17 protein-coding genes, 4 pseudogenes and 1 other annotated feature are annotated in these 16,638 nt (G+C 58.3%); of the genes and pseudogenes, 3 read left to right on the top strand and 18 right to left on the bottom strand.

Annotated elements, in window-relative coordinates; translation table 11 throughout:
- Window positions 1–185 precede the first annotated feature (185 nt).
- The 17 genes and pseudogenes from AC286M_RS00115 to AC286M_RS00195 all read right to left on the bottom strand — a co-directional run.
- Window positions 186–419, bottom strand: coding sequence for a hypothetical protein (locus AC286M_RS00115; protein WP_488202451.1), 234 nt, complete (start codon window positions 417–419; stop codon window positions 186–188).
- Window positions 420–548: 129 nt separating this feature from the next.
- Complete coding sequence (locus AC286M_RS00120; RefSeq protein ID WP_488202452.1) at window positions 549–680, bottom strand: hypothetical protein; 132 nt, start codon at window positions 678–680, stop codon at window positions 549–551.
- A 190-nt stretch (window positions 681–870) separates the two neighbouring features.
- Entirely contained in the window at window positions 871–1,314 is a 444-nt protein-coding gene (locus AC286M_RS00125) for a calcium-binding protein (RefSeq protein ID WP_488202453.1), read from the bottom strand.
- Between the two features lie 19 nt (window positions 1,315–1,333).
- A pseudogene (locus AC286M_RS00130) lies at window positions 1,334–1,414 on the bottom strand (hypothetical protein); the annotation flags it as partial.
- 15 nt (window positions 1,415–1,429) lie between these two features.
- A complete protein-coding gene (locus AC286M_RS00135) occupies window positions 1,430–1,789 on the bottom strand; it encodes a hypothetical protein (RefSeq protein ID WP_488202454.1) in 360 nt (119 codons plus the stop codon).
- On the bottom strand, window positions 1,764–2,030 hold the full coding sequence (locus tag AC286M_RS00140) for a calcium-binding protein (protein WP_488202546.1): 267 nt from the start codon (window positions 2,028–2,030) through the stop codon (window positions 1,764–1,766). Before AC286M_RS00140 ends, AC286M_RS00135 begins: the two co-directional genes overlap by 26 nt.
- 502 nt (window positions 2,031–2,532) lie before the next feature.
- Window positions 2,533–2,955 carry a calcium-binding protein gene (locus AC286M_RS00145; RefSeq protein WP_488202455.1) on the bottom strand — a complete coding sequence of 141 codons (423 nt, stop codon included), beginning with the start codon at window positions 2,953–2,955 and terminating at the stop codon, window positions 2,533–2,535.
- A 53-nt stretch (window positions 2,956–3,008) separates the two neighbouring features.
- Window positions 3,009–3,464 (bottom strand): calcium-binding protein, encoded by a 456-nt coding sequence (locus tag AC286M_RS00150; RefSeq protein WP_488202456.1) that lies wholly within the window; start codon window positions 3,462–3,464, stop codon window positions 3,009–3,011.
- Between the two features lie 149 nt (window positions 3,465–3,613).
- On the bottom strand, window positions 3,614–4,000 hold the full coding sequence (locus AC286M_RS00155; RefSeq protein WP_488202457.1) for a calcium-binding protein: 387 nt from the start codon (window positions 3,998–4,000) through the stop codon (window positions 3,614–3,616).
- Window positions 3,987–4,250 (bottom strand): hypothetical protein, encoded by a 264-nt coding sequence (locus AC286M_RS00160; RefSeq protein ID WP_488202458.1) that lies wholly within the window; start codon window positions 4,248–4,250, stop codon window positions 3,987–3,989. Before AC286M_RS00160 ends, AC286M_RS00155 begins: the two co-directional genes overlap by 14 nt.
- Window positions 4,247–5,041, bottom strand: a complete 795-nt coding sequence (locus tag AC286M_RS00165; RefSeq protein WP_488202459.1) for a calcium-binding protein — start codon at window positions 5,039–5,041, stop codon at window positions 4,247–4,249. Before AC286M_RS00165 ends, AC286M_RS00160 begins: the two co-directional genes overlap by 4 nt.
- The gene (locus tag AC286M_RS00170) at window positions 5,028–5,516 is read right to left on the bottom strand and encodes a hypothetical protein (RefSeq protein WP_488202460.1); all 489 of its coding nucleotides are present in this window, start codon (window positions 5,514–5,516) and stop codon (window positions 5,028–5,030) included. Before AC286M_RS00170 ends, AC286M_RS00165 begins: the two co-directional genes overlap by 14 nt.
- Window positions 5,513–5,776, bottom strand: coding sequence for a hypothetical protein (locus AC286M_RS00175; protein WP_488202461.1), 264 nt, complete (start codon window positions 5,774–5,776; stop codon window positions 5,513–5,515). Before AC286M_RS00175 ends, AC286M_RS00170 begins: the two co-directional genes overlap by 4 nt.
- On the bottom strand, window positions 5,688–5,996 hold the full coding sequence (locus AC286M_RS00180; protein WP_488202547.1) for a hypothetical protein: 309 nt from the start codon (window positions 5,994–5,996) through the stop codon (window positions 5,688–5,690). The genes AC286M_RS00175 and AC286M_RS00180 overlap by 89 nt, the downstream gene beginning before the upstream one ends.
- 76 nt (window positions 5,997–6,072) lie before the next feature.
- Entirely contained in the window at window positions 6,073–8,619 is a 2,547-nt protein-coding gene (locus tag AC286M_RS00185) for a hypothetical protein (RefSeq protein ID WP_488202462.1), read from the bottom strand.
- Between the two features lie 11 nt (window positions 8,620–8,630).
- The gene (locus tag AC286M_RS00190) at window positions 8,631–8,993 is read right to left on the bottom strand and encodes a hypothetical protein (RefSeq protein ID WP_488202463.1); all 363 of its coding nucleotides are present in this window, start codon (window positions 8,991–8,993) and stop codon (window positions 8,631–8,633) included.
- 423 nt (window positions 8,994–9,416) lie between these two features.
- A pseudogene (locus AC286M_RS00195) lies at window positions 9,417–10,356 on the bottom strand (IS5 family transposase); the annotation flags it as partial.
- A 494-nt stretch (window positions 10,357–10,850) separates the two neighbouring features.
- Here AC286M_RS00195 and AC286M_RS00200 point away from each other — a divergent pair.
- The 3 genes and pseudogenes from AC286M_RS00200 to AC286M_RS00210 all read left to right on the top strand — a co-directional run bounded on the left by AC286M_RS00200 (window position 10,851) and on the right by AC286M_RS00210 (window position 15,168).
- A complete protein-coding gene (locus AC286M_RS00200) occupies window positions 10,851–12,101 on the top strand; it encodes a glycosyltransferase (protein WP_488202464.1) in 1,251 nt (416 codons plus the stop codon).
- Window positions 12,102–12,462: 361 nt separating this feature from the next.
- Window positions 12,463–13,697: pseudogene (locus AC286M_RS00205) on the top strand (IS3 family transposase).
- Window positions 12,741–12,857 (top strand) — a sequence feature (AL1L pseudoknot). It overlaps the preceding pseudogene by 117 nt.
- A 337-nt stretch (window positions 13,698–14,034) precedes the next feature.
- Window positions 14,035–15,168 (top strand): annotated as a pseudogene (locus tag AC286M_RS00210) (IS3 family transposase).
- Window positions 15,169–15,428: 260 nt separating this feature from the next.
- Here AC286M_RS00210 and AC286M_RS00215 read toward each other — a convergent pair.
- Entirely contained in the window at window positions 15,429–16,388 is a 960-nt protein-coding gene (locus AC286M_RS00215) for an IS5 family transposase (protein WP_488202465.1), read from the bottom strand.
- Window positions 16,389–16,638: the final 250 nt, after the last annotated feature.

The following is a 16,638-nucleotide window of genomic DNA, read 5'->3' on the forward strand; positions in this document are numbered from 1 at the left end:
TACTGTCCAATCCGCAACGCTCGATCATGTGAGAGCTTGATCGATTTCAACTACCGCTGCTGAAGCAGCGGTAGTTGAAAAGCTCTCTCGCCACTAAGAAGGTGGCAAGAATCTGGCTCCATCCCTCGCCGCCCAACACACACAGTCGCGCGCAACACTATGCTGGTCAAGGGTCAGCACCGGAGCTATTGCCAGTTCGCCGCCAGCACCGGATTCAGGGCTACAAGGTGCTGAGCATGCGATGCCCCACTGGAGCCCGCATCCGGCGGTGAAAATGCAGCCATTGCCTCGACCAAGGCCTCCATCTCTACCACGGTCAACGTTTTGCCGTCAGCGAGCAAGAATCGTTCAAGTTTGGCATCTGTATTCACATACCAGTCTGTGAGAGCAATGATGTCACGTCCCCACCACCTGCACATTCATGTCCTGCCCGCTGCGGCTGAACCACAGCTTGATCGAACAGGAACGCCTCTTGGAATGCCAGTACATCGAAGCCGGACGTCTCCCGAATCTGATCCGCGCCATCACCTCTGGTGAAAATGTAGCAGTCATCTCCTACTACCCATTAAGGTGTCGGCGCCGGCGCCGCCTTCAAGCGTATCGTTGCCACCGTATCCCTCCAGCCGATCGTCGCCCTCCCCGCCATGGAAGCGGTTTGCCGGCATCCCCGTGCAAGACATCGTTTAAGTACGTAGCCATCACGTGCTCAATGCCTTGCACGGTGTCATAGATGTCACTGCTAAGGCTACCGAATTTATAGACACGGCCTTCGGGGCGAGGTTGGCGACGATGCCTAGGTTCCTCGCAACTCTTTAGTCACATTGAGGTCCGCTGCGCTGTAGTCAATGGTGTCTGACCCGGCACCCCCTATCAACGTGTCACGGTCGACTTCGATATCCTGACAAAGTGGTCGTCGCCATCGCCTCCATCCATGAGGTCCGACCCCAGTCCGCCAATCAGCAGATCGTCGTCAGCTCCCCCGATCAGAGTGTCATCGCCAAGCCCACCACTCAGCCCGTCCTTTCCCGCCTCGCCAATCAGCCTGTCGCTACCAGCGCCTCCAGTAAAGATGTTGTCGCTGCTGTCTCCTTTAAAAAGATCATCCAGAGAAGTGCCGATGAACTCCTCAATGCCACTGATGCGGTCAAAAATGCTGTCGTCAACACCGCTGAACTTGAACACCTTTCCCAACCCGACGTCAACGACAATGCCCGTAGTTCCCATGCCTTCGCGGGTACTCGAACTCGGTGACGCTGTAGTCCAGCGTGTCATCGCCATCGCCGCCATCGATTGAGTCGACCAGTCGTTCAACATCCTGCAGGATGTAATCATTACCGGCGCCCCCGTTGATCCGGTCGGCTCCCGCTCCTCCAGAAAGAACATCGTCCCCAGACTGTCCCATCACAAGCGTCATTCCCGTTGCCGCCGTTCAACATATCATCTCCGCCAGCACCGACAGGCTGTCAGCGCCGATTCCAGAGAGCACATTGTCGGATCGCCCCGTCATCGAGTCATTGAGAATGGTGCCGACAAGGTTTTCGATACTTTCTAGCACGTCGCTATTCGAGCTTACATAGACACCCTCAAGGTATTTACTGCTCGTCCCAAGGCCAAGATCAGCGACGATGCCCACCTTCGTCTGCCGCAACTCAGCGAGGTATGCGTCCACGCGGGCCTTGAAGCTGTCTTGCAACTGCTGAATTTTCGCCTTGGCCCATTCAGACTGCCCTTCAGCTTTCAGCGCAGGATCATTGATTTCGGTATCAAGCTCGTTCGCCCATCGATCCAATTGCGCGCTCTTGGTCGGTCAGGCTTCGCTCCAGCGTATCGGCCGTAACGCTGTAATCCACGGTGTCAACATCCGCTCCGCCGATGAGAGTGTCGGAACCCTTGCTGAAGTCCTGCAGCACAAGGTCATCGCCTTCATCTCCACACACCCGGTCCAAGCCCGCCTCCCCCGCAAGAATATCGTTACCCTGGCCACCTCGAATGGTGTCGTCGCCGGCCTCTCCACGCAGAAGGTTGCCGATCCGTCACCGTGCAGAACATCTTTGAAGGCGGTGCCCACCAGGTTCTCGATGTCTCGCAAGGAGTCGGTTCCGCCATTCCCTTTCTTCACTACACCGGTCTCCAGGCTAGCTTGAATGCCTTCATAGCGATTGGTCACAAGCTCGATGTTGTCTATCGTGTACACGACTCCTACAGTTTCGTCGTCCAGATCCCTGAGCGACAGGACCTGCATGCCGCCAACGGCCGCCTCAAACATGAACATGATCGTTGCGCGCCCAGGCTCGGATTCTTGTGAGTGTCCAGCGCTAAGCTGTTTTTCTCCGCTATAAAGCGCAAACTTCCGGCGCCCCTTCTGAATGGAAGACCTCTACGCTGAGCACATACGATTCGCCCTTGGAAATTTCGATATCTTGTTTCCAGAATGCGCTAACCCAAGTGCCCGCAGTGACCACCTCAGTACGTGCGCCACCCTCACCCTCGATGTCTCCCGCCAACGCGACCCGGCCTGCTGCATTGGCCTTGCTAAGTAAGAACGTAATCGGTTCTCCAAGGAAGAGAGTCATCGAATGTCTGCTTGAATACGCTTCCGAAGGGGTTCAAGCTGTAGTCAACAGTGTCCACACCAGCGCCGCCTTCGATCGTTTCGTTTTCATTCTCCAAGTCTTGCAAAATCTGGTCATTGCCTTCGCCTGCGCGAAGCAGGTCCTTGCCTGTACCTCCGATCAAAGTGTCGTTGCCCGTTCCGCCGATCAGCTCATCATCCCCATCCCCGCCAAACAGCAGATCATTTCCTGCACGACCATCTAGCACGTCCCGCGCCCCGCCGCCGTGGAACCCGTTGTCCTCGGCGTCACCCGCAAGCATGTCTTCGCGGCTTGTCCCCACAATGTTTTCTATACCCAAAACCTTGTCGACGGGATTCGATTCGTCCGGCCCTCCATTCAAGAACTTGATAACGCTGCCTCGCGCGAGATCTGCGTTGATGCATCTCTGGGTGCCTACCGACCTTCCTTCTGAGAAGCTGTAGTCGATGGTGTCGACACCCGACTCCCGCCATCTATCCAATCATTGCTGCGTTCAATGTCTTGAAGGATGACATCATTGCCATCATCACCGTAGATTGAGTCCGCACCACGCTCGCCCACCAGAAGGTCATCTCCTGCTTTCCCCTCCAATGTGTCATTGCCGTCGCCTCCGCGAAGATCATTGGCTTCCACTGTGCCACTTATTTCATCGTTCAATGAAGTGCCAATCAGGTTCTCTATTCCTGTGAGCTGATCCCAATGGCCGTTACCCTTGTCGACCTTGCCGACCGCGAGATCACTTTTAATCCCGTAGCTTCTCGTCAGTTTGAGTATCGACGCTTGTGAAGACTGATGTACCGTGCACTCCGGCACACGCCACCTGTAGTCCTCTAAAGCCAAGTAGCTCGGCGCCCGTGCTTTCAGCAGCAAAGACAAAGGTGAACAACATACCATCTTGGCTTTTCAAATCTCGACACGGGGTGCCGTTAATCGCAAATCGGAGTCCCCACTCCTGCACATCAGGGGTACCGATTTGAACAGTGAACTCGTATTTTTCCCCTTTGATTAAGTCGAGCTGTTTAGACCACAAACCTAGCGTGTACAAAGCAGCTTGCCGTGGAACTTCGAACACTTCGCTGAAGCTTAGCAAAGCTCGTCATGCTGTAGTCAACAGTGTCGAGGCCATCGCCTCCGCTCAGCATGTCGCTAAAGGCTTCAATGTCTTGTAGCAACAGGTCGTCGCCATCGCCCCCGTCAACAATATCCGCTCCCTGACCACCCGACACCGTGTCGGCCCCGCTGCCGCCGGAAATCGAATCGACTCCGCTCTCGCCCAAAAGTAGATCGTCCCCGCCAGCTCCTTGCAAGCTGTCGCGCCCATTACCACCGATAACCACGTTGTTGTGCTCATCTCCCCATACTCTGTCGTCCAGAGCGGTGCCGACAACGTGTTCAATCGAGATCAAACTGTCTTCGAGACTTTCGTCTGAGGTTTGTGTACTTCGTGACCTTCTGCTTGACTAGGTCGGCCTCAATGCCTCGGCTTTCCATTCCCCCGCGAGCCGTACTGAACACAGTGATGCTGTAGTCCACAGTGTCGAGTCCGTCACCACCATTTATAGTATCGCCGTGAGGCTCCACATCTTGCAGCAGGTAGTCGTCACCGGCACCTCCGCTCAAGCTATCACTCCCTTGCTCCTCCGTGCAGGGTGTCATTGGCCGTCTCCACCGATGATGGTGTCGTTGCCCGCCATACCCACGAGTTTGTTTGCATCAACGGTCCCAGTGATGTGATCATCGGAAGCCGTACCGACAAAGTTCTCGAAGCCGTGCACGATATCGTTCACAGCCGGCCTGGTGACGCCTTCCGAACTGATGAATGTTTGGCTCACCACCACGCCCAAGGTGAGATCTGCGATGAGTGCGTAGGATCCAGTGAGATTGCGCGAGTAATCCAAGGCGTCGATGCCGGACCCACCAAAAAGTGTGTGGCGCGACCCAACGTATGACATCGGTGCATCCTGGATGATGTAGTCGTCTCCCTCCATCCCATCGACGACGTCTACACCCGCCCCACCGATGAGAATGTCATTGCCCCCACCCCCCATCAGAAGATCGTTCCCTTCGCCTCCGTCAAAAATATTGCTTCCGGCATTGCCACGCATATCGTCATTGAGACTGGTGCCTTGAACATGTTCAACACCTATCAGCTGGTCGGTGTATGTCGCGCTCACAGCCTCGTCGCTCAATACAATTTTTCTGTACTGCAACTCTTCCGTTCGATCTCCGTATTGAGTCTCATTGGTCTCAGTCACATCCTTGTAGATCCGGGAATGCGTGCGCTTGGTGACTTCGAGTCCCTTCTCCGTGGCGCGGATAACAATTCCCGATGAAACGTCCAGTCCACCGTGGGTAACTACATCAGCCCCATCTCCTCCGTCAAATGTCATCTGATGCGCGCCTGCAATCACGTAGTCATCGCCTGCACCACCTTCAGACTTCAACAACGGCAGTCTTCGTTATCTGGTGCGTGATCCCGTTAAAGCGAAGACTTCTGTTATTTTTAACAACCCAATCGTCGACGGTAATGCTCAGCGTGGTAACTATCGGCCTGAGATCCATCGTGGTATCTGTCAAACCATCCTTAATCGTCCATTTTCCATCGGTTACAATATCCAAAGATGCCGTATACGTCGACTTCCCGGTCTTCACTCGCTCGACCTTATCTTCACCGGGAAACATTAGCGGAGTAAGGAATTCCACAAACTGCGCTTTGCCAGATTCGCCACCCCCCAGATTAATAAGCCCCTTGAAAGGATCGATCGTCAGCGTCTCGTCATGAATCACACTGCCATCCACATAGCGCTTGGCGTAAGCCGTCCTTGACACGACCTGGTCGGCATTACGAGTGACCGAGGCAAGTACCATGGCTGAAGGGCTGAGAAGTTTAAACGTTGACTGCCGACCACCACTGTCAGTCATATCTGCTCGACTTGCAACTGGCTTACGTAGGTTTTTACGTCGTCCAGCGCTTCGTACAACCGCTGTTGAGCGTCAAGATTGGCATTGAAAAATACCCGTGGACCTCCTGCCTCGTCAATCTTGGCGGCATATTCTCCTACGAGCTTTTCCAATCTACGCTGCTCACCCCAGCTAAGTGCCATGCCTATCGCGCCCGTTACCAGCGACACCGCAGCTCCAACTGCCGCCCCCACACCAGTAGCGTAGGAGATGATCGACATAGCGATACCTGCGGCAGATGCCGCTGTCGGACCGATGAGAAAGTTCGCTCTCGCTGTCGGTTTTTTCGTTCCACAACTCAGAGAGCATGGTGTCTCCCACATATCCATTGGCAGACATGATCTCTCCCAACTCGGCAAGTTCATCAGCATATTCATATTGGTCTCGTATTGCCTGAATTGCTATTGGAGAGACCATCAACATAATCGCAGATAAGGCCATCCCGAGCAAAGGCAACAGTTTTGCCTCGTTCCAGTGGCAAATGCACTGGCAAGCTTATAGTAAGAATATGCCTGAATCAGACCCCCGGCAATTTGCAGCGACATTTCGGTAGCGATTGCTGCCTTTTGCCCCCCCGATAGCGCATCATCTCGAACGCCAATGCCAAAACGCCAATGGCGCCAATCAGTCCATTTGCAACACCAAAGGCTGTGCCCGCAATATTCCAGTTTTGGGCCGCAGCAGTTTTGCCCAGGATTGTTGCTGCACTAGCAATCGTTTTTGAAGTGTTTGTCAAGATGCTGCTGATGCTGCCAGCGAGCGAGAGCCCTGCGACAATTTTTTGATTTTCTGTGCTGTCTGGATTACTAAGTACCTTTTCCAGATTCTTGGAAGCAAATCCCAATCCAACTATGCCACTGAGAGTGAACCCAGCTCCACCAACCAATCCAATCCAATCGCGCTGCGCCTTGATCTTGTTGTACCTGGCGGCCTCGGCAAGAGCCGCCGCCGCAGGGTCCGTGTTTCTCGACATCCAGCTCGAGTACCTATACAGATTCCCCATCAGAAGCATTGATTCAAAGCCAGCACTTACAATTGCACGGCCCAATTGAGCTTGGGCCTGCATGTGTGCCCAGCTCCCTTTTTTTGCACCCAGATCTCCATTGATAGCATATCCGACGCCCATTAGCGCCGTCATTGTCCACACTGACTGAGCGAACCCCGCCAATCGATCATGCACAAATTTATCTTGTTTATTGGTCTGGCCGGCTAATCTGTCATTGTGCGCCCAATATCGAATGGCACCATTGGCAATCCGGTCTGCCGTGTTGTACGCCCCATAGGTATTGGTCGGTGACTTAAACCGTTTATACACTTGCCACTCAGCATCTCCATCCAAGACTTCGACTTCTTGAAGACCTGCGCTGAGACCGCGATTATCGAACTCCGGAATATCCACCGACTTTTTTACAGCTGCAGCCGGCACGAACTTATCGATCTGCTCGCGAGAGAGGGCGATGCTCTGGTCTTTCTGAAACCCCAGCCACTGCTGTTCGTCGATGGCGGCGAGGGTGTCACTGCGCAGGGAGCTCAGCTTGCTGCCCAGCGCAGCAACCTGTTGTGGGGAGAGGCGCGCGATTTGCTCAGGCGTGAAGCCAGCCACCGCCTGAGCACTCAGCGCCATCAGCGCGGCCACCGACAGCGCGCTGATTCGATCGGGCTCCATCGCAGCGATTTGTTCCGCTGTCAGCCCATAGGCCTGAGCGAACGTCAGCCCAGAGAGGGCGTCCGCGCCAAGCGCGTGGAGGATCTCGGGCTTGAGCCATGTTGCGACCTGGCTGGCGCTCAGGCTCTTGATCTGGTTCTGCGTGACCCCCTGCCATTGCGCCAGCGTCAGCGCCTCAACGCTGGCCGTGCGAAGCGCGGCAAAGTACTTCAGCTGCCCCAGCTGTGCAGCCGAGATGGCCTTGATCTGAGTGACCGTGATGCCTGCCACAGCCTCTTCGATCAGACCACTGAACGCCTGGGTGCTCAGAGAGGACAGCTGCGCCGCGCTGAACAACCCCACCTGAGCTGTGCTCAACCCCGAGGCGCCCGTGGCAGACAGACCGCCCAGCGCGCTCCTGCCCAGCGCGGCCACCTGCGCCCCCAGGCCCTGCACCTGAGCAGCGCTCCACACACTGACCTGGCTGGCCGTGAAGCCGCCCACAGCGTCCTTGCTTAGGTGCCCCATCACCGCAGGCGCGAGCCATGTCCTCACCTGCTGCTCGCTCAGCGAGCCGATCTGCACCCCCCTGACTGCTGCCCACTGCCCGCCATTGAGCGCTGCTGCCGCGGCATCGCTCAACCCGCTCAGCGCATTCGTGAGCTGCCCCACCCGCTGCGCCGACATCGCCTGGATGCGAGCCGCGCTGATGCCTGCCCCCGCCTGCTTGCTCAGGCGGTTGAGCAGCGCAAGGCTCAGACCCTGGAAGACGGGCTCTCCCACCGCGGCCAGCTGGCCCGCCGTGATCCCCTCCCAGGCCGAGCTCAGCGCGTTGAGCGTGGGCACGCCCAGGGTGCCAAACTCCGACGCGTTCAGGCTCTTGAGTTGCTCGCTGCGCACCGAGGCCAGCAAGGTGGCTGAGAGGGCGCTCACGAATTTGCCGCTGAGGCCCGAAAACGTTTGGGTGGAGATCGCCTGGATCTTGTCCTGGCTAAGGGCGGCCATCTTGGCAGCATCGCTGCACAGGCTGTTGATCAGGCTGGCATACAGGCTGCCAAAGGTCGATGCGCTCAGGCTCCTGAGCTGGCTCACCGAGAGACTCTGGAACTTCTCCACGCTCAGCCCGTTGATGACCTCGGCGCTTAACACCGAGAACCACGCATCGGGGATATCAGCCAGCTTCGCGTTGTTCTTGTCCAGCCAGCTCTGCAGCTGCTGCGTGCTGATGCCGTCGAGCTTGCCCATGTCGTAAATCGCCTGCAGCGTGGCCTTGGAGAACGTGGCCACCGCACCCGCTTGCAACGCGTCCATCGTGTGCACAGCCGCAGCCTGTGCATAGGCGCTGGGTGCCGCACGCAGCCACTCCAGCAGAGCAGCCGCTCCGATCTTCACCTGCACCGCCTCAGAGGTCGCTGCCATGGCCTGGGGCGTCACGTACGCCCACGCTTCCTTGAGCTGCGTGGCCTGGGGGCGTTGGCGCTTAGCCAGCCGCTCAGCTGCCCAGTGGTGGCGCTGGACAGGCGCACCGCCGACAGCGAGTTGCTCGCAAAGTCATTGAGCTGTGCCGCCGTGAGCTTGTTGAAGTTCTCTGGACTGAGCGCCGAGAGCGAAGTCAGGCCCGCGAGAAAGTTCGATACCGCATTGACCACCGCCCCCACCACGGGGATCGCACTGACCACGTTTGAGATCACACTGGTCACCGGCGACACAAACGTCGACACCGCAATCACCGCCTTCACCACGGTCTGCTTGACCGCCTTCACCGCCGACGAAACAAACGAAAACAAGCCCATGCCATCTCCAAGTATGTTTTATTAGTTACAGAACGTCATGCGGTTCATATTGCGCTTTCGATCTCGTGAGTGCATGGCTACATCACCAGCTGCGAGACTCAAGCCACCAATTGTCCGAATCGGCGCACGCGCGGAAAAGGGTCGGTCAGCACGGAAAGCCAGAATCACGACAAGAGCGGAACTCGAATTGGCGCGCGCTCAGACCGACCTGTCGTGAGCGCGACAGATAGTGGGATCGGCGGAGTTTCGTGTGTGCTAAGCAAGACCATGCCAGCAAAAAAACCTAGAGAAGGTCTGCACAACACCCGCCGCAGCGCGAGTTGAGGCACTCGATTTCGGATGACGGCGATTTCAGGCATTCGAGGTCGGTTTGAAGGCCGATTTCGCCCTGTTCTGCGGCCCTCTGACCGCCTGCAGGCGCACTCATCCCCACATCTCCTGCAGCAGCGTGCGCCGCACCATCCACAGGTTGGACAGCGCAAACAACGTGTGCGGTTGCGCCGTGTTCTTGGCAAGGCCTCGATAGCGCACCTTCGCATGCCCGAACTGGCGCTTGATCACCCGCAACGGATGTTCGACCTTGGCCCTCATGCGCGCTTTGACCTGTTCCAGTTGATCCAGGATCGCGCCCAGCGGCGTGCTCTTGTCCAGCACCTTGCGTTTGCCCGGTCGCATCGCCACGTGCCAATGAGCTTTGATGTCCTGGGTCTCTTCACGCTTGCCCACGCCCTGATAACCAGCGTCTGCAAGAACATTGGTTTCCTCTCCGTGCACCAGAGCGTGCGCCTGCGTCACATCGTTGACGTTGGCCGCTGTGCCCACCACCGTGTGCACCAGGCCCGAGTCGGCATCGACCCCAATGTGCGCCTTCATCCCGAAGTGCCATTGGTTGCCCTTCTTGGTCTGGTGCATCTCGGGGTCGCGCTCGCCGCTGCTGTTCTTGGTCGAACTTGGCGCGGCAATCAGCGTGGCATCGACCACGGTGCCGCTCTTGAGCAACAGCCCCTTGGGCCAGCGTGGCGTTGACTGTGGCCAGGATCTGCAAGCTCAGGTTGTGGGCTTCGAGCAGGTGGCGGAACCGAAGAATCGTGCTCTCGTCAGGCAGGTTGTCTTCACCGGCATCCAGGCCCACGAACTCACGGAACAGCGCCATGTCGTATAGGGTCTCTTCCATGGCCGGGTCCGAGAGGTTGAACCACTGCTGGATGAAGTGAATGCGCAGCATGGTCTCGACGGCGAACGGTGGGCGTCCGCCCTTGGCGCTAGGGGCTGGTGCGTGCGGTGCGATCAACGAGACCAATTCGGCCCAGGGCACCACCAGGTTCATCTCATCAAGGAACTCGCGCTTGCGCGTCCTCTTGGTCTTGCGCTCCTATCCGCTTTCGCCCAGGCTCATCTGTTTCATGCCGTCAATGTCTCACATCAGGCCAAGGGTGCCGAGGTTTTGCAGACCTTCCCGAGGTCACCGCCGACTGTCGAAACAGCGCCGCATCTTCCATTCGCATCTTCGGAATAAGGAGTTGAAGGGCGTGCAGTAGGGCGGGCTCCTCATGCAATTCGACCCCTGCTGTGTGCTACTGGAGGCCGGAATTCCGACGCCTGTTCCGCAAGCGCACGAATAGCGAGTACGCCACGTAAGCTGCCAGACGCGCGATCTCAGTTGTCGCTGTGGCGTGATCACACGACACCGGCGACAACCCCGCACAGTGGTTGCGCGCCCTCTTTCGTGCTTGCCGCTGCTAGCGGCTATCAGCTACGGCAGCGTGATCAGCGCAAGCCGGAAACCACAAGGCGACTGGCCGACCAACACTCGTACGCGCACGTCAGAATTTCATGTGAGCCAATAGAAGTCGTACCTTGAAAATCCTGTTTGTTCATCAGAACTTCCCCGGACAATTCCTACACTTGGCACCTGCATTGGCGGCACGCGGACACGACGTAGTTGCTCTGCGGGTGTCGAATGCCACCGAGCAGATATCCTGGAGGCGAGTTACCGTTCACAACTACCTCCCTGCGGGCCGGAGCTCACCCAAAATCCATCCTTGGGTCGCAGACATCGAAACCAAGACCATCCGTGCGGAAGCGTGCTGGCGAAAGGCGAAGCAGCTGTGTCGTGAGGGGCTGGTGCCCGATGTCATCTATGCCCACCCGGGCTGGGGTGAGTCACTGTTTCTAAAACAGCTATGGCCTGCCGCAAAGTTGATTCTCTACGGAGAGTTCTTCTACACTGCGGAAGGGGCAGACACAGGATTTGATCCAGAATTTTCCACCACGGCTGTCGATGGTGATGACGGGCAGCGCTGCCGTCTTCAGATGAAGAATTTGAATAACTTCGCGCATCTTGCACAAGCCGACATGGTGATCAGTCCCACACGTTGGCAGGCCAGTCGTTTTCCTTCGCCCTGGCGAGAGCGCATCGCCGTCGTGCACGACGGCTTGGACACCGAATCTCTAAAGCCTGATCACTCAGTACGCCTACGAATTCAAGACGATCTAGAGCTTAGCCGCGACGATGAAGTCATCACATTTGTCGCACGACACCTGGAGCCATACCGTGGATTCCATACATTCATGCGCTCTCTACCCGGGATACTTCGCGTACGGCCTAAGGCGCACGTCGTGATCGTGGGCGAAGATGGAGTTAGCTATGGTCAGCTGCCCAAGCATCACCGGAACTGGCGAGAGTTCATGCTCGCCGAGATGGGCTCTCAGATTGAAGCCAAAGACATCTCACGCGTGCACTTCTTGGGACGTCTCCAACGCGATGCGTTTACCCGCGTACTTCAGCTCTCAGCGGTCCACATCTACCTTACATATCCATTTGTTCTGAGCTGGAGCCTGTTGGAGTCCATGAGCATTGGGTGCGCTATTGTGGCGAGTGACACTGCGCCAGTGCGTGAGGTGATAGAAGACGGGGAACAAGGTCTGCTGGTTGACTTCTTTAGCCCGCAAGCACTAGTGGGTGCGATTGAGCGTTTAACCACGGACAGCAAACTGCGCACGCGCCTCGGCATTCGAGCTCGACAGGTGGCATGCGATCTGTATGACCTGAAACGCCACTGTCTCCCCAGACAAGTGGCACTGATAGAGTCGATTCACGGGCACTGACCGCTACCGAAGCACCCCTTCGACAGAGACACAGCACGCTCGGGGGTCGGAGTCGTGCACGGACCTGCTCCGTTCAATTCTCTCTTGGAAGAGGTAGAGGACCACAATCTCACAGCAAGGTTCTTCTTCCAGTTTCCAACCGACTTGCAAAAGGTGAGTTTGACTGCAGGGCGGTGCGTCGAAAAATGGATGCATTGCGTCGCGGTTCAAGCTCATAGAACTCGCGTGTTCACCAAGCTTGAGCTGGCCGTAGCGCGGCGGCGCGACAAACCCAGCTAAATGAATGCATCGATCAGAACGACGCAGTCACTTGAATCGCCCCGGGTTTTGAGGAGGCTCAACACTCTGAGAGGATTGAGCCATGAGCAAGTCGAACAAGTTCTCGCCCGAGGTACTTGAGCGGGCGGTGAGGATGGTGAAAGAGCATCGCGGTGAGTACCCGTCGTTGTGGGCGGCCATCGAGTCCATAGCACCCAAGATTGGCTGCGTGCCGCAGACGCTGAACGAATGGGTCAAACGCGCCGAGGTTGATGCTGGCGTGCGTGAAGGCGTCACGACCAGTGAGGCGCAGCGGTTCAAGGAGCTGGAACGCGAGAACAAAGAGCTGCGTCGAGCCAACGAGATATTGAAGCTGGCCAGCGCGTTTTTCGCCCAGGCGGAGCTCGACCGCCGCCTGAAGTCCTGAGGGACTTCATCGACAAGCATCGCGATGTCTTCGGGGTCGAGCCGCTCTGCAATGCCTTGCAGGTCGCCCCGGTCGGCATACCGCAGGCATGCGGCGCTACGCACGGAGCCTCACAGGCGCTGCGCCCGAGCGCATCGCGACGAGGTGCTGGTCCCACAGATTGAACGCGTCTGACAGGCCAACATGCAGGTCTACGGCGCTGACAAAGTGTGGCGGCAGCTGGCACGCGAAGGCGTTGTCGTGGCCCGCTGCGCGGTCGAGCGCTTGATGCGCAAGCTCGGGCTGCGCGGTGTGATGCGAGGCAAGGTCGTGCGCACCACCATCAGCGATGCCAAGACGCCATGCCCGTTGGACCGGGTGAACCGGCAGTTCCGGGCCGAGCGACCCAACCAGCCGTGGGTGAGCGACTTCACCTACGTCTCGACCTGGCAGGGCTGGCTCTACGTGGCCTTCGTTGTTGACGTGTTCGCCCGACGCATCGTGGGATGGCGCCTAAGCAGTTCGATGCGCACGGACTTCGTGCTCGATGCGCTGGAGCAAGCTCTGTATGCCCGCCAGCCCGAGCGCGACGGCAGCTTGGTCTGTCACTCGGATAGGGGGCTCTCCGTACGTCAGCATTCGCTACACCGAGCGGCTCGCCGAGGCCAGCATCGAGCCGTCCGTGGGCAGCAAGGGCGACAGCTACGACAACGCCTTGGCAGAGACCATCAACGGGCTCTACAAGAGCCGAGCTCATTCACCCTCGAGCTTCATGGAAGACCAAGGAAGCGGTGGAGTTCGCGACGCTCGAATGGGTGTCCTGGTTCAACCACCATCGCCTGCTCGAACCCATCGGGTACATACCGCCTGCAGAGGCTGAGGCAAACTACTACCGGCATCTCGCCAATCAGGCCACTGCGGTGATGGCCTGACTTAAACCAAACAGCCTCCGCGAATCCCGGGGCGATTCACTAGACCAGCGGAGTTTCGAGCATCGTCTTAAACCACAAGACATCTCCTACCACTATGAGTGTCGAGGCGAGGCGGGGACAACGCAGGGATAGTGAGCCTCGCTTCTGGATGAGCATCGAACATCTCAGCCGCAAGGCGTACGGAACAAGGGAGAAGCCAGGTCCGAGGTGTCGACTGCATTGACCGCTTCTACACCTCCCGGCGAACTCAAAACTAGGCTTGCTATGACCTGCCCCCCCACCAGCCGTAGCAGTCTGAAGTTAGTGAAGTCCGTCAACCACCAGGAGAATGACGGACATGAAGAAGAGCAGATTCAGCGAGGAACAGATCATTGGTTTCCTCAAGCAGGCCGAGGCCGGCATGCCGATCAAGGAGCTGTGCCGCAACGGCGGTTTCAGCGACGCGACGTTCTACAAGTGGCGCGCCAAGTTCGGCGGCATGCAGGTCTCTGAAGCACAGCGCCTGCGCGAGCTCGAATCTGAGAACGCCAAGCTCAAACGACTGCTGGCCGAGGCTCACCTGGACATGCACGCGCTCAAGAGCGTTCTGGGGGTAAAGCGCTAGCCCCACAGGCCAGGCGCGAGGCGATTGGGCGTATGGTGAGCGAACACCATTTGTCCGAGCGCCGAGCGTGCCGTCTTGTGGGGCTCTCCCGCGACAGCTACCGCCACCCACCACAGGCCAATCAAGCCACTATGGAACTGCACGAGAGGATCGTGGAGATCGCCCATGTGCGCCGCCGCTTTGGCTACCGGCGCATCCACGATCTGCTGCGTCCGCAGTTTCCCGGGATCAATCACAAGCGCGTATACCGCCTCTACCGGCAGGCCAACCTGGCCGTGCGCCGACGCAAGAAGGGCAAACGGCCCGTCAACGAGCGCGTGCCGCTGCAACTGGCGCGCACGGTCAACGAGGTGTGGAGCATGGATTTTGTCAGCGACAGCCTCGGGCGGGCGGCGTTTGAAGTACCTCACGGTGGCGGACGATTTCAGCCACGAGAGTGTGGATATCGTGGTGGACTTCGGCATCTCAGGCCAGTACGTCACCCGCGCTCTGGATCAGGCTGCGCTGTTTCGTGGGTACCCACAGGCAGTGCGCACCGACAACGGTCCGGAGTTCACCAGCCGGGCCTTCATGGCATGGGCGCAGGCTCATGGAATTCGCCACATCCTGATCCAGCCTGGGCGTCCCATGCAGAACGGCTACATCGAGAGCTTCAACGGCAAGTTCCGTGACGAACATCTGAACGAATGCTGGTTCGAGACCCTGCATCAGGCCAGGGTGGCCGTGGCAGCCTGGCGAACGGACTACAACGAGGTCAGGCCGCACAGTAGCCTGGGACGTATGCCACCGGCTCGCTTCGCCGAGCTGCATCGCCAGCGCACTGGCGATGCAGCTCAATTCCCTTCAACCAAGAACCCCATCGAGTAATCTTGAATCCGGACTTCCACTTTTGATTGGTACGTCTACAGGGGGCAGGTCAGCTAGGCCCAGTCGACTTTTGGCAAAACATCCGGGGACCTGGGAAAGCCTACTGAACAATTGATGTCGCTAGGGATGGTCTGCGCAATGCGCTGAGAGATGTGCTGATGTCGAACTGCCAAGCCAATTTGCTGCGTCAGCATCGTCAGGGTTCGGCATCAGGCCGTTTTCGGCCCATTTCCCGGCCCTTTGGTCATTTGCGGGCGCACTCATGCCCGCACACCCATCAAAGTTCGCCGCACCATCCACAGGTTGGACAGAGCGAACAGGGTGTGCAGTTGCGCGGTGTTCTTGGCCAGGCCACGGTAGCGCACCTTGACGTGGCCGAACTGGCGCTTGATGACCCGGAACGGGTGCTCCACCTTCGCCCGGATGCTGGCCTTCAGGCGTTCGAGTTGGTCGGTCAGATCGTCGGCGAGCCTGCTCTTGTCCAGCTCGCGTCGTTTGCCAGGACGCATCGCGATGTTCCAGCGCACACCGGCTTTGGCGTCGGGGCGCTTGTCAGCCCCCTGGTAGCCGGCGTCGCCCCACGCCTCGGTTTCCTCGCCATGCAGCAGCGTGTTGGCCTCGACCACGTCGTTGACGCTGCCGGCCGTGCCGCGCACTGTGTGCACCAGGCCCGAGTCCGCATCCACGCCGATGTGGGCCTTCATGCCGAAGTACCACTGGTTGCCTTTCTTGCTCTGCGTCATCTGCGGGTCTCGTTCGCCCGAGGCGTTCTTGGTGGAGCTCGGGGCCGCAATCAGCGTGGCATCGACCACCGTGCCCGCACGCAGCATCAAGCCCTTGGCACCCAGCAGTTCGTTGACCAGCGCCAGGATCTGCGGGGCCAGCTTGTGCTCTTCCAACAGCCGGCGGAACCGCAGGATCGTTGTCTCGTCGGGCACCGGCGTGTCCCAGTTCAGGCCCGCGAATTCGCGGAACAGCGGTACGTCATGCAGCGACTCTTCCATCGCCGGATCGCTCAACGTGAACCATTGCTGCATGAAGTGGATGCGCAGCATCGTCTCCACCGCAAACGGTGGGCGACCGCGTCTGCCTTCAGGCGCATACGGCGTGATCAGGGCAACCAAGGCTGCCCAAGGCACCACGCGCTCCATCTCTGCCAGGAACTCGCGCTTGCGCGTGCGCTTGGTCGTCAGATTCAGGCCCAGCTCGGCTTGCTTCATGGCGTCGATGTCCGTGCGCTCCCGCGTCCATCAGCACATCGCGGCGCGATTTACGCAGACCTTCCCTAGACCTTCATTGCCTTCCACGAGCCTGTTTGCGCATGAGCGACAAATTCCTTTTTGGACGCTCCGGTGCGTTGTTTAGTCCATGTTTCACCGCCAGGCAGCCGATAACTCACACCGGGCTCCGGGCGCTCGCCCGTGGAATCGACATCGCTGGCAGACAACCGCTGTTTAGTAGAAGGCTCGC

The organism is Thainema salinarum CENA647 (assembly GCF_057732415.1).